16 protein-coding genes and 1 riboswitch are annotated in these 19209 nt (G+C 63.8%); of the genes, 9 read left to right on the top strand and 7 right to left on the bottom strand.

The window, feature by feature from the left end; genetic code table 11:
• Positions 1 to 80 precede the first annotated feature (80 nt).
• A complete protein-coding gene (locus tag KQI12_RS05070; protein ID WP_216571050.1) occupies positions 81 to 1292 on the bottom strand; it encodes a sirohydrochlorin cobaltochelatase in 1212 nt (403 codons plus the stop codon).
• A gap of 155 nt (positions 1293 to 1447) precedes the next feature.
• Positions 1448 to 1636: riboswitch (cobalamin riboswitch) on the bottom strand.
• A 272-nt stretch (positions 1637 to 1908) separates the two neighbouring features.
• Here KQI12_RS05070 and KQI12_RS05065 point away from each other — a divergent pair.
• Together KQI12_RS05065 and KQI12_RS05060 are read left to right on the top strand one after the other, a co-directional pair.
• Positions 1909 to 2865, top strand: coding sequence for a D-2-hydroxyacid dehydrogenase (locus tag KQI12_RS05065; protein ID WP_371817962.1), 957 nt, complete (start codon positions 1909 to 1911; stop codon positions 2863 to 2865).
• 3 nt (positions 2866 to 2868) lie between these two features.
• Entirely contained in the window at positions 2869 to 3357 is a 489-nt protein-coding gene (locus KQI12_RS05060) for an N-acetyltransferase (protein ID WP_216571049.1), read from the top strand.
• A 70-nt stretch (positions 3358 to 3427) separates the two neighbouring features.
• Here KQI12_RS05060 and KQI12_RS05055 read toward each other — a convergent pair whose 3' ends face one another.
• Positions 3428 to 4585, bottom strand: coding sequence for an MFS transporter (locus KQI12_RS05055; RefSeq protein WP_253290811.1), 1158 nt, complete (start codon positions 4583 to 4585; stop codon positions 3428 to 3430).
• Positions 4586 to 4828: 243 nt separating this feature from the next.
• Here KQI12_RS05055 and KQI12_RS05050 point away from each other — a divergent pair, with 243 nt between their 5' ends.
• The 3 genes from KQI12_RS05050 (at position 4829) to KQI12_RS05040 (ending at position 6962) form a co-directional block, all read left to right on the top strand.
• Positions 4829 to 5509, top strand: a complete 681-nt coding sequence (locus KQI12_RS05050) for a redox-sensing transcriptional repressor Rex (protein ID WP_371817961.1) — start codon at positions 4829 to 4831, stop codon at positions 5507 to 5509.
• Positions 5506 to 6648, top strand: coding sequence for a hypothetical protein (locus tag KQI12_RS05045; protein ID WP_216571047.1), 1143 nt, complete (start codon positions 5506 to 5508; stop codon positions 6646 to 6648). Before KQI12_RS05050 ends, KQI12_RS05045 begins: the two co-directional genes overlap by 4 nt.
• A 167-nt stretch (positions 6649 to 6815) precedes the next feature.
• Entirely contained in the window at positions 6816 to 6962 is a 147-nt protein-coding gene (locus KQI12_RS05040; RefSeq protein ID WP_216571046.1) for a hypothetical protein, read from the top strand.
• A gap of 86 nt (positions 6963 to 7048) precedes the next feature.
• Here KQI12_RS05040 and KQI12_RS05035 read toward each other — a convergent pair whose 3' ends face one another.
• Positions 7049 to 8437, bottom strand: coding sequence for a DUF2130 domain-containing protein (locus KQI12_RS05035; protein ID WP_253290810.1), 1389 nt, complete (start codon positions 8435 to 8437; stop codon positions 7049 to 7051).
• A gap of 140 nt (positions 8438 to 8577) precedes the next feature.
• Here KQI12_RS05035 and KQI12_RS05030 point away from each other — a divergent pair, with 140 nt between their 5' ends.
• The 4 genes from KQI12_RS05030 (at position 8578) to KQI12_RS05015 (ending at position 15447) form a co-directional block, all read left to right on the top strand.
• Positions 8578 to 8925: a hypothetical protein gene (locus KQI12_RS05030; protein ID WP_216571044.1), complete on the top strand. Its 348-nt coding sequence runs from the start codon at positions 8578 to 8580 to the stop codon at positions 8923 to 8925.
• A 299-nt stretch (positions 8926 to 9224) separates the two neighbouring features.
• On the top strand, positions 9225 to 10070 hold the full coding sequence (locus KQI12_RS05025) for a tyrosine-type recombinase/integrase (RefSeq protein ID WP_216571041.1): 846 nt from the start codon (positions 9225 to 9227) through the stop codon (positions 10068 to 10070).
• 439 nt (positions 10071 to 10509) lie between these two features.
• The gene (locus KQI12_RS05020; protein ID WP_216571039.1) at positions 10510 to 11361 is read left to right on the top strand and encodes a site-specific integrase; all 852 of its coding nucleotides are present in this window, start codon (positions 10510 to 10512) and stop codon (positions 11359 to 11361) included.
• 93 nt (positions 11362 to 11454) lie between these two features.
• Positions 11455 to 15447 (top strand): S-layer homology domain-containing protein, encoded by a 3993-nt coding sequence (locus tag KQI12_RS05015; RefSeq protein ID WP_216571037.1) that lies wholly within the window; start codon positions 11455 to 11457, stop codon positions 15445 to 15447.
• A 162-nt stretch (positions 15448 to 15609) separates the two neighbouring features.
• Here the strand turns inward: KQI12_RS05015 and KQI12_RS05010 are convergent, their stop codons facing one another.
• From KQI12_RS05010 to KQI12_RS04990, 4 genes are all read right to left on the bottom strand, one after another.
• Positions 15610 to 17028 carry an amidohydrolase family protein gene (locus tag KQI12_RS05010; protein WP_216571035.1) on the bottom strand — a complete coding sequence of 473 codons (1419 nt, stop codon included), beginning with the start codon at positions 17026 to 17028 and terminating at the stop codon, positions 15610 to 15612.
• A gap of 23 nt (positions 17029 to 17051) precedes the next feature.
• On the bottom strand, positions 17052 to 17552 hold the full coding sequence (locus KQI12_RS05005; protein ID WP_253290809.1) for a hypothetical protein: 501 nt from the start codon (positions 17550 to 17552) through the stop codon (positions 17052 to 17054).
• 39 nt (positions 17553 to 17591) lie between these two features.
• A complete protein-coding gene (gene brnQ / locus KQI12_RS04995; protein WP_216571033.1) occupies positions 17592 to 18890 on the bottom strand; it encodes a branched-chain amino acid transport system II carrier protein in 1299 nt (432 codons plus the stop codon).
• Between the two features lie 130 nt (positions 18891 to 19020).
• A complete protein-coding gene (locus KQI12_RS04990) occupies positions 19021 to 19191 on the bottom strand; it encodes a DUF362 domain-containing protein (protein WP_216571031.1) in 171 nt (56 codons plus the stop codon).
• Between the last annotated feature and the right edge of the window lie 18 nt (positions 19192 to 19209).

Here is a 19209-nt window from a genome sequence, read left to right as displayed (position 1 = left end):
GAGCGGGGACTATCAAGACGCTCCTGGCCAGAGGCGTTCCTCCGGCCAGGAGCGTATCGAACGATATGGGGGGACGCCGATCAGCCGATGGCGTCGATAGCGGCCTTGGTGTGGGCGATGTACAGGTCCTCGATGCCCTGGATGCGGCCCAGACCGGAGATCTGGCAGGTGACAGTGAGACCGCCGGCGGCCTCGAACTGGCTCTTCCAGGAGTCGTCGTCATCCCCGGCCATGTCGTTGTTGGCGTGGTCGCCGGCCACCACCATCAGAGGACGGAGGACCACCTTGTCGTAACCGGCGGCCTTCACGGCGGCGATCACGTTCTCACAGGCGGTCTCCTCGGGCTCGCCCTCCACAGTGCCGATGAACACGTTGTCGTAGCCCAGATCCTGCATCTGGGTCTGCATCTGGCTGTAGGTGACCTTGGCCACATGGGCGGTACCGTGGCCCATGAACACGAAGGCGGTGCCGTCAGCCTTGGCGGCGTCCAGGCTGTCATAGCCGGCCTCCTTCACGGCCTCGGCGGTGATGTCCTGCGCCACGGCGGCCTTGTCCTCGTTGACGACGGAGGCGTCGGAGCCCACCTCGCCCAGCAGGGGCTCGGCGACCTGGACGGACTCGAACTTGTCGGCGTACTCGTTGATGGTCTCCACCATCTCATCGTACTCCGCGCCGTGCATCAGATGGGTGGGCTGGACGACCAGCTGCTTGACGCCGTTGGCCACGGCCCGGTCCAGAGCCTGCTGCATATTGTCGATGGCCTCGCCGTCCCGGGCCTGGACGTGGTTGATGATGATCTGCGCGGTGAAGGCGCGGCGGACGGACCAGTCGGGATAGGCGGCCTGGAGGGCGTCCTCGATGCCCTTGATGTCGGCGGCGCGGCTGTCGTTGAAGGAGGTGCCGAAGCTCACGACCAGGAGCTCCTTCTCGCCGATCTCATCCTGGTTCCGGGGATCGTCCAGAGAGGCGTCGCCGGTGTCGCGGCCGAAGTAGTCGGGGTCGGCGTTCTCGCCCTCCACCAGAGCCTTCTGGGCGTCGGTCAGGGCGTCCCAAGCCTCCTTGGCGGCCTTGCACTGGGCGTCGGTATCGGCGGTGCGCTCCTGGACGTAGATGGCGTCGATCAGGGAAGCCACATGATCGGCGGCGGCCTGGTCGGCGTCGCCCTGATCCGCCGTGACAGCGGGGGAGGCGGAGGGCTGCTGCGCGGCATTGGAGCTCTGGCCGCCGCAGGCGGACAGGGTGCCCAAGACCATGCAGGAGGTCAGGAGCAGAGCGGTAGTCTTCTTGTTCATCGTATGGATCCTCTCTTTAGTTGGATGTATTTCTGAAAGAACATAAAAAAGGACCGCAAGACATTGCGGCCTCCTCCACAGGCATCCTTGCATCGTCTCTCAGAAGATCCATCGAGTGGTGCATATTGCCGGGAGGTCGGTCCGTGGACAGCAGAGCCGAGATCCCACGCGGAGGCAGGTCTCCTGGCTTCGTTCATCGCCGCTCCGCTCTTCCCGGTCTCCCAGTGAGCATGGATGGAGAGGCTCCCGTACACAGTGACTGCATCGCTCCGGATTCCCACCGGATTCCCTTTTCACCCGCGCCTCGACAGAAAGGGGCGGGCACCTTCGCGCTACAATTCTATATTCGATCCAGATGTCCCCTATGGTATCACCGGATAGACGTGCTTGTCAATGGGATCCCCGCCGATCGGAGCGTTTTTTCGACCTCAGCGCTCCGCCGCGGGGATGCGGATCTCGGTGACGAACTCTCCGCTGTCGCTGGTGATGCCGTCGTCGATCAGCATGACTTCATGATAGATGTAGGATCGAGATGAAAGACTGGACGAAAAATGCGTTGCGCGCTACCCGCAAATATGGTATGATCCCCTCATCCACAAAAAGGGAGAGGATCTCGATGATGCACTGCGTGATGTTGGACGGCTATACCATGGACCCTGGCGATCTGTCCTGGGGGCCGCTGGAGGAGCTGGCGGAGCTGACGGTCTATGACCGGACCCCACCGGAGCAGACGGCGGAGCGGATCGGTACCGCGGAGCTGGTGCTGACCAACAAGACCGTCCTCGACCGGGCCGTGTTCGAGGCCTGCCCCGGCATCCGCTATGTGGGCGTCACCGCCACGGGCTACAATGTGGTGGACCTGGCCGCCGCGAAGGAACACGGCGTAGTGGTCACGAACGTCCCCGCGTACAGCACCGAGGCCGTGGCCCAGCATGTGTTCGCCCTCCTGCTGGAGCTCACCGACCATGTGGGCCTCCACAGCGACAGCGTCCGGGCGGGGAAGTGGCAGTCCGCCCCGGATTTCTGCTACTGGGAGGCCCCGATGATGGAGCTCTTCGGCAAGACCTTCGGCATCGTAGGCTATGGCCGTATCGGGCAGGCCGCAGCCCGGCGGGCCGAGGCCTTCGGCATGGAGGTGCTGGTCAGCTCCTCCCACCAGATCCGGGAGACGGAGCACATCCACGCCGCCCCGCTGGAGCGGGTGCTGGCGGAGAGCCATGTGCTGTCCCTCCACTGCCCCCTCACGGAGGAGCGCCGGGGCTTCATCGATCGGAAGACCATCGGGAAGATGCGGGACGGCGTGCTCCTCATCAACACCGCCCGGGGCCCGCTGATCGACGAGCCGGCCCTCTATGAGGCCCTCTGTTCCGGAAAGGTGGGCGGCGCGGCTCTGGACGTGCTCACCGAGGAGCCGCCCCGGTCCGGCAGTGTGCTGATCGGCGCGCCCAACTGCATCATCACGCCGCACCAGTCCTGGCTCCCCCGGGAGACCCGGGCCCGGCTCATGGGCATCGTGGCGGACAGCCTGCGGGCCTTCCTGGCCGGGAAGCCCATCCACGTGGTGGAGGGCTGAGCCGTGGAGATCCGAGCCACACGGCCGGAGGATCTGCCCAACCTCCGGGAGCTCTATGACCGGGCCAGAGCGTTCATGATCGCCAGGGGGAACCCCACCCAGTGGGCTCCCGGTCATCCCACGGAGGAGACGATCCGGCGGGACATGGCGGCGGGGGGCCACTTCGTCTGTCTGGAGGGCGGGGAGATCGTGGGGACCTTCGCCTTCCTGCTGGGGGACGATCCCACTTATCAGACCATCGAGGGGGCGTGGCACTGGGACGGCGTGCCCTACGGCACCATCCACCGGCTGGCCTCCTCCGGGAAGGTCCCCGGCGTGGCCCGGGCCTGCTTCAACTTCTGCGCCGGACGGATGGACCACCTGCGGGTCGATACCCACGCGGACAACCGGCCCATGCAGGACGCCATTCGACGGTACGGATTCTTGGAGTGCGGCATCATCTACGCCCCCGACGGCACGCCCCGGACCGCGTTCGATAAGCGGATCGGCTGATAGCTTGACAGAATATGGAACAAGGGACGGACCGTTCGATCGAACGGTCCGTCCCCTGTTGAACGGCGGATCACACCTTCATGAGCCGGATCAGGCGCAGGGCGCAGTAGAGGCCCGTCAGGAGGCCCAGCGCGCCGCCCACGAAGCCGATGTCCCCGATGGAGGCGTAGGTGCAGACGAGGCCGCCCAGCCAGGTGCCGCATCCGATCCCCAGGTTGTAGATCCCGGAGTAGATGGACATGGCCACGGTGGTGACGCCCTCCGGGGCGCACCGGATGACCTCGAACTGGAAGGTCACGTTGAACAGGGTCGCGGCGATGCCCCAGAAGGCGCACAGCAGGAACACTGCGACAGGGCTCACGGCGGCGGGGCGCAGGAGCAGGAGCGCGATCCCCACGCCGCCGGCGGCGATCCGGAGGAAACGCCACCGGTCCCGCTCATAGAATTTGGAGAAGAGGAAGCTGCCGATCAGGCCGCAGGCCCCAAAGACCGTCAGGGCGGCGGTGACGGCGCCGTCTGCCATGCCCGCCACCTGCTTCAGGAAGGGCTCGATGTAGCCGTAGCCGGTGTAATAGGCCGTAGCGAACAGGAGGGCCAGGAGATAGAGCCCCATGAGGGGCGGGTCCTTCACGATCCGGCCCATGTCCTTCCAGGAGAAGGACTCAGCGCCGGGGAGGCGGGGGAACACCCCCGCCAGATAGGCCAGCACCACCAGCGCCGCGCCCCCCATGAGGGCGAAGGTCATGCGCCAGCCCACATAGAGACCCACCATCCGCCCCAGCGGGAGGCCGAAGATCATGGCGACCGAGGTCCCGGTGACGATCATGCTCATGGCCATGGAGCGGTGTTCCTCATCGGCGACCTGGACTGCCGCCGGGGAGGCGATGGACCAGAACACCGCGTGGGCGCAGGCCACGCCGATCCGGGAGAGCATCAGCATCGGATAGCTGGGCGACGCGGCGGACAGGAACTGGCATACGGCGAAGAGGCCCGTGACGGCCAGCAGGAGCCGCCGGAAGTCCATCCGGCATACCAAGACCATCAGGGGGAGGGAGAGGAGCATGACGGCCCAGGCATACACCGAGATGAGCATCCCGGCGGCGGCCTCGCCGATCCGGAATTCCGCGGCGATGTTGGTGAGCAGGCCCACAGGCATGAACTCGGAGGTATTGAAGATGAAGGCGGAGAGAGTCATCCCAATCAGCGGGAGCCACTGCCGCGGGGACATGGGACGGGACATAGAGACGGCCTGCCTTTCTCGTTCACGGAAGATATAGAAAGGATAAAGAAGCCGGGGGCAAAAATCAAGAGCAGTTGCGCATGAAACGCGGTGGATCCGCCGGGAACGATCTTGTACGATCTGGCGGAGATGTCCGCTCCTGAAATTTCGAAAGACAAATAGAATTGCAGAATAGGGCGGAACATGATATACTAAACAGAAATGGCGGTCCGCCCGCGGCGGCTGGACTGCATGGATATCATCAAACGCGACATCGATATAGAGAGTGTGATCGAAGAGATGCGAAAGCAGAACGTATCAACGGCCGTGATCCGCCGTCTCCCCCGGTATTACCGGCATTTGAACGAGCTGGACAGGGCCGGTATGGTGAGGATCTCCTCCAGCGCTCTGGGGCGGTCCATGGGGCTGACTGCGTCCCAGATCCGGCAGGACCTCTCCTGCTTCGGCGAGTTCGGCCAACAGGGCTATGGCTATAATGTAGGGACCCTCCTGCGGGAGGTGATGGAGATCTTGGGCATGGACCGGGGACACACCGCCGTGCTGGCGGGCGTGGGCAACCTGGGCCGGGCCCTGATCGAGAACTTCGATTTCACCTGGAGCGGCTTCCAGCTCAAGGCCGCCTTCGACGTGCGGCCGGAGATCGTGGGCCAGATCATCGCCGGCACGCCGATCTTCCATGTGGACCAGCTGGAGAACTACTTGAAGGAGCATCCGGCCAGCGTAGGCGTCCTGACCGTGCCCCGCTCGATCGCGGTCGAGACGGCGGAGCGGATGATCCGCAGTCAGGTCAAGGGCATCTGGAACTTTACCAACATGGACCTGAACATCCATGAGCCGGGGATCGTGGTGGAGGACGTCCATTTCTCCGACAGCCTCCAGACCCTGAGCTATCTGATCTCGGAGGAAGCATGAGACGGGCGGGACGTGTATGCGCCGTCCTGCTGGCAGGCGCGGCTCTGGCGGGCGCGGGGCTGGCCAGCGCGGCCGGGGGGAGCGCGGACGATCCGCTGATCTCCCTGAGCTATCTGACGGACACCTTCCTGCCCGGCGCCGTGGCGCAGGCGGGGGACCGGATGGACGCCAAAACGAAGCAGACTTACGACGCGGCCCTCAGCGCCCTGACCAGCGCCTATCAGGCCGACCTGGCCGCCGGCCAGTCCGGCGGCGGGGGCCTCGCCGACGGCCGGTACAAGCAGGGGGACGCCATCCGGCTGTCCTCCGGCTCCGGAGCCATGCTCCTGGCGGGCTCTGCCAAGCTCAGCTTCTCCGGCGGCGCGGTGGTGGACGTGACGGCGGGGACCACCGCCGCCTCCGGGCAGGCTATGACGGCGGTCCACCGCTATCTGGCGGCGGAAGGGAACGGGGCCGTCGTCACCGTGACCTCCGAGACCGCTGTGTTGGAGGTGGAGGGGGACACCTCCGCGACCCTCAGCTCCTCCACGGACTACAACGCGCTGGCGGCGGCCCTCCAGAAGATGGGGCTGTTCTCCGGCACCGGGACGGCCTACGGCTCCGGCTACGATTTGGAAAAGGCCCCCACCCGGATCGAGGGCCTCATCATGTTCCTCCGCCTGATGGGGGAGGAGCAGGCCGCGGCGGCCTATACCGGGGCCTGTCCCTTCGCCGATGTGCCGGAGTGGGCCCAGAAGTACGCCGCCTATGCGGCGCAGAAGGGCTACACCGCCGGAGTGGGCCCTGCCGCCGCCGGCGGGCAGGCCTTCGCGCCCGCCCGGACGGTCGGGGCGGCGGAGTACATGACCTTCCTCCTGCGGGCGCTGGGCTATACGGACAGCGGCGATGCACCGGACTTCACCTGGCAGACCGCTCTGCCCAAGGCCGCCGGATGGGGTGTCATCACCTCCGGAGAGTATGCGACCCTGACGGACAGCACGTTCCGGCGGGCCCATGTGGCGTATCTGTCCTATTTCGGCCTGGACGCCCCATGCCGGGGCGGGAACACCCTCCTGGCCGCCCTCAGCGCCTCTGGCGCGCTGGATGGGGACCAAGTGGGCGTCGTGCGGAACAGTGTCAAAGTCTCCCGGATCGTGTGAGAAAACGATATCAAAGAGGAAAGAGCCGTCTCCGACCGGAGGCGGCCCTTTCCTGTTTAGGCGGCGCGGACCGTCCGCACCCATCTGCCCCGCCCGCATAGGATGGACTGTGACCGGCGGGGGACAGCGGTCCCGGGCCGGCATCAGTTCGATCGGGAGGTATCATTATGGGGTGCAACAACGGGAACAACGGCTGTCTGTGGATCATCCTCATCATCATCGTCCTGTGCTGCTGCTGCGGGTGCGGCGGGAGCTGGGGCGGCTGTGGCTGCGGCAATGGCTGCGGGAACGGGTGCGGCAATAGCTGCTGCTGATCCTCCGGCGCCCAGGACCCTACGATAGCCGTAAGGCAAACGGCCCCCGGCGGGAGCGCAGACTCCCGCCGGGGGCCTTCGTGTGTTCATTCGCCGTCCCGCTTCGCCCGCTGTTCTTCCAGCAGGGTCCGGACAGAGGGCGCGTTCTTGGTCAGCTTCTTGATGGTCAGGTCGTCGGCCTTGTTGTTGGCCAGACGGAGGTTGTTCTCCGAGGAGAGCAGGGCGTCCTTGGTCTTTTGCAGGTGCTGGATGGTCTTGTCGATCTCGTCGATCGCCGTATGGAAGCGGTCGCTGGCGATCCGGAAGTTCCGGGCGAAGCCATCCTTGAAGGCGTTCATGTTCTCCTCGAAGTGGAGCACGTCCAGCTGCTGTTCCCGGACGGCCTGGAGCTCCTGCCGGTACTGGAGGGAGTTCAGAGCCGCGTTGCGCAGGAGGGTGATGATCGGGATGAAGAACTGGGGCCGGATGACGTACATCTTCTCATACCGGTAGGACACGTCCACGATGCCGTTGTTGTACAAGTCATTGTCGATCTCCAGCAGGGAGACCAGCACGGCATACTCGCACTTCTTCTCCCGGCGGTCCTTGTCCAGCTCTTTGAAGAAGTCCTCGTTCTTGTGTTTGGTGGCGGTCTGGTCGGCCTCGTTCTTCATCTCGAACATGATGGAGATGAATTCCGTGCCGTCGGGGGCGGACTCCCGGAAGATGAAGTCGCCCTTGCTGCCGGTGCGGGCGTCGTTGTCCTTTTCGAAGTAGGCGGCGGGGAAGGCCGCCATACGGATCGTGTTGAACTCGGTCAGGCAGTGCTGTTCCAGGCTCTCGCCGATCATCTTGGTGGACTGGCGGGCCTTGAAGTCCTTGTAGTATCCGATCTGCTCGTCCTTGCTCCTGAGCTTCTCCTCGTACTGCTCCCGGAGGGCCGTCTCCTGGAGCTGGCGCTCGGCCTCGGCGGCGGACAGACGGCCCTGGAGGGCGGTGATCTCGGTGCGGCCGTCGGCCAGCTCCCGCTCCTTGGCCTGAACGGCCTGAGAGACCGCCAGAGCCTGGGCGGTCTGGCTGTTGTCGATCTGGGAGCGGAGCTGTTGGATGGTGCGGTCCCGCTGGGCCAGCTCGTCGTCCTTCTGGCGGACGGCCTTCTCCCGGATCTGCTCCTGGGTCCGGACGGCCTCGGAGACGGCCAGGTCTTTCTCGGTCCGGCCGCCGTCGATCTGGGCCTGGAGCTGTACGATCTGCGCCTTCAAAGCGGAGAGGGCCGCGTCCTTTTGGGAAAGGGCCTCCTGATATTCCTTCTCCTGGACGGTCTTGGCCAGCTCCAGACGGCTCTTCAGAGCCTCGGCCAGAGCTTCCTCCCGGTGGGAGAGCTCCTTCCGGAACTCCTCGTCCCGCACCTGCTGGGCGATCTTGGCATAGCCGGACTCATCCACCTGGAACACCTGACCGCAGTTGGGACAGCGGATCTCCTGCATGACGCTCATCCTTCCTCATCTGTTTTATCGATCGATCGCATATAGGTAGAGCATACCAGTTCTTTCCGACTGGCGCAAGCCCCGCCTTGCGGGGGAGGGGAGAAGTATGGTAAGATGATGCCGGAACATATCGGAATGGAGGAGACGAGATGAAGCGGGATACGATCGTAGTACTGGACCTGGGCAGCCGGGAGAACCAGCGCCTGCTGGACGAGATCGGGGCGCTGGGGGTGGCCTGTTTGCTCCGCCCCCACACCATCACGGCAGAGGAGCTGGCCGCCATCCCGGACGTGAAGGGCGTGATCGTCAACGGCGGCCCGGACCGGATGGTGGACGGCGTGGAGATGGATGTGGCCGATGAGGTCTATAACGCCCCGGTCCCGGTGCTCCTGGCGGACCACAGGGGGGACCTGCCCTGGCCGGAGGACCCGGAGGAGCGCCGCCAGACCCTGGCCAATTTCGTGCTGGGGATCTGCGGCGCGGAGCCGTGCGCCTGACCTTCATAGGGACGGCCCCGGTCCCGTTATCAGCGGGGAGCAAAAACGGACGCGCCGCGCATCGAGCGGCCGCGTCCGTTTTCATTTGTGCGACGTCATACGATCTCCGGCAAGTGCCCGGATATGCTGTTGTTTGGCATATCCGGGCGCTTTTTGCGTTTTTTGAGGCTGGAGCCGTCCCGTCCCTCCCGCGGACAGGGACGGATGGATACGATCCCCGCCCACGGTGCCATACTACGATGACAGCACCCGCCACCGGCGGACGATATGGTCCGCACAATAAGACAAGGAGTTCGATCATGGAGATGCATCAGCTGACGCGTGTTCAGATGACAGGGTTCCGCGCTTATCTGCACCGGGAGGAACGCAGCCCCGGTACCATCGAGAAATATCTGCGGGATACGGAACGGTTCTACGGATGGCTGGGCGGCCGGCCGGTGGACCGGGAGGCGGTGTCCCGCTGGAAGGACCAGCTCCGGGAGGAGGGCCATGCCGCCGTGACGGTCAATTCCATGCTGGCGGCGGTCCACAGCCTGTTCGCCTGGCTGGGATGGACGGACTGCCGGGTCCACTACCTGCGCATCCAGCGGCGGATGTTCCGGGAGCCCGGCCGGGAGCTGGACCGGGCCGGATACCGGCGTCTGGTGGAGACCGCCCGGGCCCTGGGCCGGGAGCGGCTGGCTCTGGTGATGGAGACCCTCTGCTCCGCCGGGATCCGGGTGAGCGAGGCCCGCTATATCCCGGTAGAGGCCGCCCGGGAGGGCCGTGCGGAGATCGTGCTGAAGGGCAAGGTCCGCACGATCCTCCTGCCGGGGAAGCTCTGCCGCAAGCTCCTGAAATACGCCAAAAAACAAAAGACCGCTTCCGGCGAGATATTCCTCACCGGAAGCGGGAAACGCTTGGGACGCCGCCAGATCTGGGCGGAGATGAAGGGCCTGTGCCGTCACGCGGGGGTGGAGCCCAGCCGGGTGTTCCCCCATAACCTGCGGCACCTGTTCGCCGCCACGTTCTACCGGGCCAGCCGGGACATCGTGAAGTTGGCCGATGTGCTGGGCCACTCCAGCATCGAGACCACCCGGATCTACCTGATCGGCTCTGGACGGGAGCATGCCAGACAGCTGGACCGTCTGGAGCTGGTGTCCTAGAGGCGGACCAAATCAACATTTCGTCCCGGTCTCGCTCGTACTATGGGCCCGGGCGGCATGGGACCGGACCCGGCCCGGCCTGTACCGTCTGTATAGTCTATGATTTCCAGGATATGGATATTCGAAGTTTCATAGGCACTTTTTCCGTCGATGACGTCCGATTTTTTCGGTATATGACCGATATCGGCACGTTCAGGCAGAGATCGCCGGGATAAAAAAAGCGGCCCTCCGTCCCCGTCCCCGGGGCCGAAAGGCCGCAAAAAGCCGGGCCGCAAAAAATCGTCTTTTTTTGCGGTCTGTCTCCGTATGCCCTGAGGATCAGATCCTCCTTGCATTTCCATATAGATCCTGTTAAAATAAGGATATGTAACGGGGCCACAGCCGTCCTTCCGGCGGCCTTTTACGTCGAAATGTTGATTTGGTGACTGGAGGGATCGAGATGTCAGTAGGACAGGCTATAGCGGAGCGTCCAGCGGAGACCGGCGGCGTCGCCCTCTCTCCGGAGCGGATCGAGGCGTTCCTGCGGGACCTGGAGGAGAAGGGCCGCACGGAAGAGACCATCCGGACCTACCGGCGGAGCCTGAACAAGATCTGCCGCCTGCTCCCGGAGGGGGAGCGGATCCGGCGGGGGACCCTGGAGCGGATCCAGCGGGCCCTGCTGGAGGACGGCTATACGCCGGGCACGGTGAACAGCTATCTGGCCGCGGCCAACACCTATCTGGAGCATCACGGCCACCGGGAGCTCCAGATCGACAGTCGGCTGAAAGGGGAGAGCGCTGTCCAGCCGGAGCTGGAGCGGCGGGAATACCTGCGGCTCCTCTCCACGGCCAAGGCGCTGGAACGGGAGAAGCCCTATCTGCTGATCAAGGTGTTCGGCGTGCTGGGGCTGAACCTGCTGGACCTGCCTCTGCTGACCGCGGAGGCCGTGGCGGCGGGCCGGGTGTCCGCCGCCGGCGTGGAACGGAGGATCCCGGCCTGCCTCCAGGCAGAGCTGGTGGATTATATCCAGCGGGAAGGGGTGCTGAGCGGCCCCGTGTTCATCACCCGGAGCGGACGGCCCATGAACCGCTCCCATGTGACCGCCGCGATCCAGACCCTGTGCCGGGACGCCCGGGTGGACCCGGAGAAGGCCACGCCCCGCTGTCTGCGGAAGCTCTGCCAGAGCACCCGGGACGGCATCTGGGAGGACATCTCCATCCTGGTGGAGCGGAGCTACGACCGGATGCTGGAGCGGGAACAGCAACTCGTGGGCTGGGAGAGCCACGGCGGAAAGGGGGTGAGCGCCCTATGAACCACCCGCAGACGGCGGCGCGGCCGGCCGTCCGGCGGAGATGTCCCCGGGCCGCAGATCTCACGTGGAATACCGAAACAAGGAGGAAGGAACATGAAAAAACGCTTGCTGTCAGCGGCGCTTTCTCTGAGTATGCTGCTGACCATGACACCGGCGCCCCTGGCGGCGGCCACGGACGAGACGCCTGCGTCTCAGGCCGTGCGTGACGTCATCAAGGATGACGGACCGGTCCATATCACGAAATCGGTCTCCCAGGATGAGAATGGGGACTATGCCCTCACCATGGAGGCCTATGTGACGAAGGACGTGACCGTCACCTCCGGCACGAAGCCGCTGGACATCGTGTTGGTACTGGACGTGTCCGGGTCCATGGACGAGAACATCACCAGCTATACGGCCGTCTCCAACAAGACGACGTGGAGCTATGATGACGTCAGAGGTAAGGAATATTACTATCAGATCAGCGATAACGTTTATCGTCAGGTCCGGACGGGAAAGGATGGATGGTCCGATCCGGACTACTACCTGTGGTACTGGACTGGCCAGGGGAGGCAGTGGAAGCAGCTGGGCGATAAGGTCAAGAGTTCCTCTGACACGGCCTATACTGGGACTCTGTACGTCAAGACCACGGAGAAGAAGCTGGCGGCCCTGAAAACGGCGGTCAAGGGCTTCATCGACAGCGTGGCGGGCAAGGCCACGGACACGGTGGAACATGATATCAGCATCGTGAAGTTCGCCGGAAAAAAGACGGATAAAGTCGGCAGCGATACCTACCGGGATATGATATACACCTACAACTACTCCCAGGTCGTGAAGGAGCTGACCAACGCCAAGACCGGCCAGAAAGCACTGAAGGATGCGGTCGATGCCCTCGGACCGGCAGGCGCTACCCAGTCTGATAAGGGCATGGAGCTGGCCCAAAGTCAGCTCACGGGAAAAGGCCGTGAGGATGAGAACGTCGGCAAGGTCGTCGTGATGTTCACGGACGGCGTACCCACCAGCGGGGACCAATTTGAAAATGAAGTCGCAAATGCGGCGATCAAGGCCGCCAAGGGCATGAAGGCTGCCGGGACCAAGGTGTTCACGGTAGGCGTGTTCGGCGGCAATCCGGGCAAAGACACGACCAGCTACATGAACTATGTGTCCTCCAACTACCCTGGGGCGGAGAGCATGGATAAGTATGGGGACCCTGCTGGAAATGGCGCCTACTACATGACCGCCGCCGACGCGGCGGAGCTCCGGAACGTGTTCGAGACGATCTCGAATGAGATCACCGGGAACACCGTGGAGGCCGGTGCTAAGACGGTCCTCACCGATACCCTGTCCGAGTACTTCCAGTTTGGGGATGGGGACGTGACCGTGCAGACCGCAGATGTCACGGGCAAGGATACGGATGGAAACTATTCTTGGGACGAGCCGAAAGATGCAGGCCTGACGGCCTTTAAGAACGGCAAAACGGTGACCGTCACCGGCTTCGATCACAGCGCCAACGCCGTCACCACGAAAACGGAAGATGGAGAGACGACCTACTCCGGCAAGAAGCTGATCGTCACCATCCCCATCAAGCCTGATACCAGCTATACCGGCTGGCAGTCCGGCACCAACATCTATCCCACCAATGATACTGCCGACAGCAAGGCTGGTCTGACCGGCTACAAGAAGGACGGTCGGGATACCAGCACCCTGCTGGACGAGTCTCCCAGCGTGGGCCTGACCGCCTGGACCGCCACCTTCCAGATCAAGTACGGTAAGTGGGCGGATGGAACGAGCACCGACAAAGCCGTGACAGTGCTGGACGGCAAGCTGACCGACGGCCAGATCCCCTCTGGCATGACGGCGGAGAAAGGCTACGCCCAGACCACCGGTAAGTGGAAGGTGGAGCCAAAGGCCGATACGGCGCTGACCAAGGACACCACCTATACCTACACCTTCGATGCGGAGCCCCCTGCCAAGACCATCACCGTCACCTTCAAGATCGTGAACGGCACCTGGTCCGATGATACCAGCGACGATAAGACCGTGACCCTGACGGAAGGCGAGACTCTGCCCGCTACGAAGGTACCGTATGGTATGACACCTGCGGATGGAGCGACTGCCCCTGGCAGCTGGAATAAGGAACCGGACACGAAGACCCCGCTGACGGAGAATGTGACCTATATCTATACCTTCCCCAAGAAAGAGGCCCCCAGACCCCCTGTGGACACGGAACTGGCCACCAGCTATGTGGTGGAGTGCGTCACCGAGGGCTCCGGCCATGAGAGGAAGTCCTTCGGTATCCTGCCGGACAGCTATGAGATCGGCGAAGTCGAAGAGAAGAATGGTACCTATACCTGCGAAGTGACCATGTACGGCTATGTGTACGCCATGGCCTACAACAAGGAGACCGGTACCGACCATCCCATCACCATCGCCGATGTGAAGTATGACCTGACCTGGAACGAAGCGAAGGAGCGTTGGGAGGCCCCCGCCGCCACAAGCATCGACACCTTTAAGGTGAAGTGCGGCTCCGGTGAGGATGTGGAGACCGTGCTGATCACCTTCCAGGTGATCGGCGGTACCTTCGAGGATGGCTCGACCACCCGCCGGGTCGTCGTCCGGAAGGGCGCTACCATGGGCACCAAGGAGATCCCTGACCCTGTGGCCGCTGAGGGCTGGCAGGGCGGCTCCTGGGACGATGAAGAGGCTATGACCCGCCCCCAGAACGACTACGCCACCTATACCTATACCTTCGAAAAGGTGGAGGAAGCGCGAAAGACCATCACCACTGTCTTCTATGAGACCGGGGAGATGGGGAAGATGGAGGAGGTCTACACCGCCTCCCTGACCTCGGACGATGATGCCAAGACCATCACCACCCCGGACGAGGCGCTCCTGAAGCCTCTGCCGACTGGTCAGGAGCTGAAGGGCTGGGAACAGATCTATGTGGTGGAGACGGGCGTCTGCCTGAAGGTGGACACCGCCTATGGGTACGCCGAGCTGGATCGGATGACCACCCCTGAGGACTGGGTGGACGATCAGGCGACCCTGTATTTCGTGGCCGTCGTGGGGGATAAGGACCCGGAGCCCACTCCGACCCCGACCCCGACTCCGACTCCGACGCCCACGCCTACTCCTACTCCCACACCGACCCCCACACCGACGCCTACCCCTCGACCCACCACCCGTCCCTCCGGCTCTGACCGGGACGATGACCGGCCGGACCGCTACGATCTGACCTATGTGTCCAACGGCGGCACCGAGTATGAGAAGGAGCGCTATCGGGAGTCCACCACTGTGAAGCTGGATAAGCTGCCCATCCGGGACGGCTATACCTTCACTGGCTGGTACACCGACAAGGACCTGACCAAGAAGGTCACCGAGCTCAAGATGACCCGGAACTGGACCGTCTACGCCGGCTGGAAGGCCACTCAGGTGCCCAGCGGCCTGAACGGAGACGACCACTTCGCCTATGTGGTGGGCTACTCCGATGGAACAGTACGGCCTCTGGCCAACATCAGCCGGGCCGAGACGGCGGCCATCTTCTACCGGCTCCTCACGAGCGAGGTCCGGGATGCGAACGAGACCGCCTGGAACAGCTTCCAGGACGTGGTCACCGGGGACTGGTGCAATACGGCGGTCTCCACTATGGCACGGCTGGGCGTGATCAAGGGCCGCAGTGCGGCGAGCTTCGACCCCGACGCCGCGATCACCCGGGCGGAGTTCGCCGCGATCTGCGCCCGCTTCGACACCAGCACGGTGGAGGGGAGCCAGACGGCTTTCACGGACATCTCCGGCCACTGGGCGGAGAGCGAGATCGTCCGGGCCGCCTCTCTGGGCTGGATCAACAGCGGCTCCGATGGGACCTTCCGCCCGGATGACCTCATCACCCGGGCCGAGGCCATGACGCTGATAAACCATGTGCTGTGCCGGATGCCGGAGACGGCGGAGGACCTGCTGGACGGCATGACCGTCTGGCCCGACAATCCCGCCGGCGCCTGGTATCATCTGGCGGTCCAAGAGGCCACCAACAGCCACGATTTCCAGCGGAAGGGCGAGATCCACGAGACCTGGACGAAGCTGACCGCCGCGCCTGACTGGAAGGACTGAGGGATCCTCAGACATCAGTCTGACGGATGACCGATGAACAGTTCGGCCCCCGCCCCGGATCGTATCCGGGGCGGGGGCCAGTCCTATATCAGGCATAAAAGAATGCCGCTCCGGCCGGAGCGGCATCTTTTATGTCTTATCAAAACAGAGGAAGGGGAGGCTTTAGTTCTCGGCCTTCTTCTCCTTGAAGCTCTCCCACTTGTGGCCCTCGCGGCGGTTGGTGATCTTGCCGCGGCAGCAGATGGCGTCGGCCGTGCGCTGGCCATTGGCGATGATGTCGGCATCGCTGGCGGTGAGGAGCCTGCCGTCCTCCATCAGCATCTTGCCGTCCACCATGACGCCCACGATGTTCTGCATCCCGGAGGAGTACACCAGGGTGGAGACGGGGTTGTGCATGGGAGTGGACTTCTGGCTGGCGGCGGGATCGAAGAACACCAGGTCGGCCTTCTTGCCCACCTCGATGGAACCGATCTCGTTGTCCAGGCCGATGGAGCGGGCGCCGTCGATGGTGGCCATCTCCAGGACCTTCTCGGCGGTGATCGCCATGGGGTCCAGCTTGTTGTTCTTGTGCAGGAGAGCGGTACACTTCATCAGCTCGATCATGTCCTGAGAGTTGTTGCTGGCGGCGCCGTCCAGGCCCAGGCCCACGGTGACGCCGGCCTTCAGCATCTCGGGCAGGGGGGCCACGCCGTCGGCCAGATACATATTGGCACAGGCGTCGTGGGAGACCTTCATATCGTGCTCCTTGATGAGGGCGATGTCCTGATCGTTGATCCAGCAGCAGTGGACCATCAGCACGTTGGGGCCGAGGATGCCCAGCTTCTTGAGCAGATCCACATCGTTGCAGCCGTGGACCCACTCGGTGGCCATACGGGCGTACTCGGTCTCGGAGATGTGGACGGTGAAGCCGGAGCCGTACTCGTTGACCACTCTCCACTGCATCTTCAGCATCTCGTCAGAGTTGGACCACATGGAGGAGGGGGCGGCCCAGATCTTCAGGCGGCCGTTCTCCGTGTCGTGATAAGTTTTGAACAGGCGGTGCAGGTCGGCCTCCACGTCGGCGACCTTCTCGCACAGGTCGGCACAGGTGCCGTACTCTACGCCGGTGTCCATGGTGCCGCGGCCCACGATGCCGCGGACGCCCAGGTCCTTCACAGCCTTGCAGATGCCGTCGGTCAGGCCGGGCTTGCTGTGGCAGTGCATATAGTCCACGGTAGTGGTGACGCCGCTGTGGAGGGCCTCGGACAGGCCCAGCATGGCCGCGTGATAGGTATCCTCCGGCTCCAGATAGACGGCGGCGGGGAACATCATGTGGGAGAGCCAGTCGCTCAGCTCCATGTCATCGCCGATGCCCTTCAGCAGGGTCTGGAACAGGTGGGTATGGTTGTTGATGAAGCCGGGGAAGAGGACTTTTCCTCCGGCGTCGATAGTCCGGTCAGGAGAGGGATATTTGGCCTTCAGGTCCGCGGTGGAGCCGATGTCGGCGATGCGGTCGTCCCGCACCAGGACAGCCCCGTCCCAGAGGACGCGGCGCTGAGGGTCTACCGTCACGACGACGGCGTTCAGGATGAGCTGTTCCATGGAGTGTATCCGTCCTTTCGATCTCACTTCTCTACGAGCGCTATGCTGCCCAGCTCCAGGACTGGAGTGTCCCCGAGGAAACCTTCCCGATGGCCGGCCTCCTCGACCGTTCGACAGAAATAGGCAAAGAGCTCAGATTTTTTATACTCTTCATATGAGTAATTGTCAAGAGGATAGTCATAGTCCAAGGTCAAATATGACATTTCCTCCAGATCGAGCAGGAGGGAAGCGGTCATTTTCACGGAAGCCAGGTCCTCGTCCGGGGAGCGGAGGAAGACCGGGGCCAGGGCCACGGAGCAGAAGTCCTCCTCCTTGCTGCTCTCCACCAAAAAACGGGCCATAGGCAGATATTTGTGGTGGGAGAGGAGATGGAGGAAGTCCTCCATGGCGGGGGTCAGTGCGCCGTCATGGCGGCCGTGGTGGTGCGGGTGCTCGTGCGCGCAACCGCATCCCTCGTGATGATGGTGTCCATGGTCGTGGTCATGGCCGCATCCGCAGCGGTGTCCGTCGTGTTCGTGATGCATGGAAAGAGCTCCTTTTTCAAAGCATTTTTGGGAAAAGGGTCAGCGCCCGGCCTTCCGGGAGGCCAGCAGACCGGCGATGAGGCCCAGCAGGGCGGGGAGGACCCAGCCAAGTCCCAGAGAGGCCAGCGGGATCCGGTCCAGCAGAGCGGGGGCCAGCAGGCCCAGCAGCTCCAGCAGGATGCTGGCCGCACCAGTGAAGAGGATGACGATCGGCCAGACCTGGTCCCTCCCCACCAGCCGGGACTGGAAGAGGGAGAGGAGGCTCAGCGTGATCGCCACCGGGTAGATGATGTTGAGCGCCGGTACGGAGAGAGCCAAGATCTGATCCAGGCCTGCGTTGGCCAGAGCCATGCTCGCGATGGCGAAGAGGATGGCCCAGCCCCGATAGGGGATCTTGGGACAGAGCTCCGCGAAATACTCGCCGCAGGAGCAGATCAGGCCTACGCACACGTTGAAGCAGGCGATGACGAAGATCGCCGCCAGCAGGAGATCGCCCCGCCGGCCGAAGAGGGCGTGGACGATGTTGGTCAGGGCCGCGGCTCCATTGTCCGGGTCCGGGAAGGCCCCGCCGGACAGGGCGCCGATATGGGCCAGCATGGCATAGATCAGGAAAAGCAGGACGCCGGCGATCGCGCCGGCCCGGATAGTGCCCCGGACCACGGCCCGCTCCGGCGCGATGCCCCGGGCCTGGATGTTCAGGCTGATGACGATGCCGAAGGCCAGGGCGGCGATGACATCCATGGTCTGGTAGCCCCGTAGGAAGCCGGTGATGACCGCCTTCCCGGGCGACTCATATCCAGCTCCGGCGGGACCATAGCCCTGGAGCGGGTCGGCCAGACAGGCGGCGAAGGTGACGACCACCAGCAGGATCAGCAGGGGACACATGATCTTGCCCAGCCGGTCGGTGAGCTTCTCCGGCCGCAGGGCGACCAGAAGGGCCAGGGCGAAAAAGGCCGCCGAATAGAGGAACTGGAACAGGGCCATCGGCGCGTCCGCCCCGGCGAAGGGGGGCACGGCCATCTCGAAGGAGGTGCTGGCGGTGCGGGGGATGGCCAGACAGGGCCCGATGGCCAGATAGGCGGTCACGGTGAACACCTTGGCGAAGAGAGGATGGACCCGGCCGCACAGCGCGTCCATGCCGCCGGAACGGGCGACAGCCACTACGCCGAGCACCGGCAGTCCCACCGCGCTGACGGTCAGACCGATCACGGCCCACCAGGTCATAGCGCCGGCCTGCGCGGCGATGGCCGGCGGGAAGATCAGGTTGCCCGCGCCGAAGAACATGGTGAACAGTGTGCATCCGATCAGAAACAGATCGCGCCCCTTCAGCTCTTTCATGGTACCGCCCTCCTAACTCATACTTATCAGTATACAGGACGGGAGGGCGGCTGTAAACCATGCGGCGCAAAAAAACAGAGGACCGCCGGAGCGGTCCTCTGTCCTCTACCTTTTCTCGCGGGAGTACTGATCAGCCCTGAGAGATGGCGCCGACGGGGCAGGTGTCAGCGCAGGTGCCGCACTCGATGCAGGAGCTGGCGTCGATCTCATAGTGCTCGTCGCCCTGAGCGATCGCGCTCACGGGGCAGGCACCAGCGCAGGAGCCGCAGCTCACGCAGTCACTGCTGATAACATATGCCATAGGTAACACCTCCAAACT

Source organism: Pseudoflavonifractor sp. MSJ-37 (assembly GCF_018917965.1).
In the GTDB taxonomy this organism is placed as follows: Bacteria; Bacillota; Clostridia; order Oscillospirales; family Oscillospiraceae; genus Pseudoflavonifractor_A.
This window is presented reverse-complemented; position numbering and strand designations above follow the sequence as displayed.

What these genes read in the sequence shown, in the direction of transcription:
- KQI12_RS05070 (WP_216571050.1), bottom strand. Translation starts at nt 1,292, where the DNA reads ATGAACAAGAAGACTACCGCTCTGCTCCTGACCTCCTGCATGGTCTTG.
- KQI12_RS05065 (WP_371817962.1), top strand. Translation starts at nt 1,909, where the DNA reads ATGATGCACTGCGTGATGTTGGACGGCTATACCATGGACCCTGGCGAT.
- KQI12_RS05055 (WP_253290811.1), bottom strand. Translation starts at nt 4,585, where the DNA reads ATGTCCCCGCGGCAGTGGCTCCCGCTGATTGGGATGACTCTCTCCGCC.
- KQI12_RS05050 (WP_371817961.1), top strand. Translation starts at nt 4,829, where the DNA reads ATGGATATCATCAAACGCGACATCGATATAGAGAGTGTGATCGAAGAG.
- KQI12_RS05045 (WP_216571047.1), top strand. Translation starts at nt 5,506, where the DNA reads ATGAGACGGGCGGGACGTGTATGCGCCGTCCTGCTGGCAGGCGCGGCT.
- KQI12_RS05040 (WP_216571046.1), top strand. Translation starts at nt 6,816, where the DNA reads ATGGGGTGCAACAACGGGAACAACGGCTGTCTGTGGATCATCCTCATC.
- KQI12_RS05035 (WP_253290810.1), bottom strand. Translation starts at nt 8,437, where the DNA reads ATGAGCGTCATGCAGGAGATCCGCTGTCCCAACTGCGGTCAGGTGTTC.
- KQI12_RS05030 (WP_216571044.1), top strand. Translation starts at nt 8,578, where the DNA reads ATGAAGCGGGATACGATCGTAGTACTGGACCTGGGCAGCCGGGAGAAC.
- KQI12_RS05025 (WP_216571041.1), top strand. Translation starts at nt 9,225, where the DNA reads ATGGAGATGCATCAGCTGACGCGTGTTCAGATGACAGGGTTCCGCGCT.
- KQI12_RS05020 (WP_216571039.1), top strand. Translation starts at nt 10,510, where the DNA reads ATGTCAGTAGGACAGGCTATAGCGGAGCGTCCAGCGGAGACCGGCGGC.
- KQI12_RS05015 (WP_216571037.1), top strand. Translation starts at nt 11,455, where the DNA reads ATGAAAAAACGCTTGCTGTCAGCGGCGCTTTCTCTGAGTATGCTGCTG.
- KQI12_RS05010 (WP_216571035.1), bottom strand. Translation starts at nt 17,028, where the DNA reads ATGGAACAGCTCATCCTGAACGCCGTCGTCGTGACGGTAGACCCTCAG.
- KQI12_RS05005 (WP_253290809.1), bottom strand. Translation starts at nt 17,552, where the DNA reads ATGCATCACGAACACGACGGACACCGCTGCGGATGCGGCCATGACCAC.
- brnQ (WP_216571033.1), bottom strand. Translation starts at nt 18,890, where the DNA reads ATGAAAGAGCTGAAGGGGCGCGATCTGTTTCTGATCGGATGCACACTG.
- KQI12_RS04990 (WP_216571031.1), bottom strand. Translation starts at nt 19,191, where the DNA reads ATGGCATATGTTATCAGCAGTGACTGCGTGAGCTGCGGCTCCTGCGCT.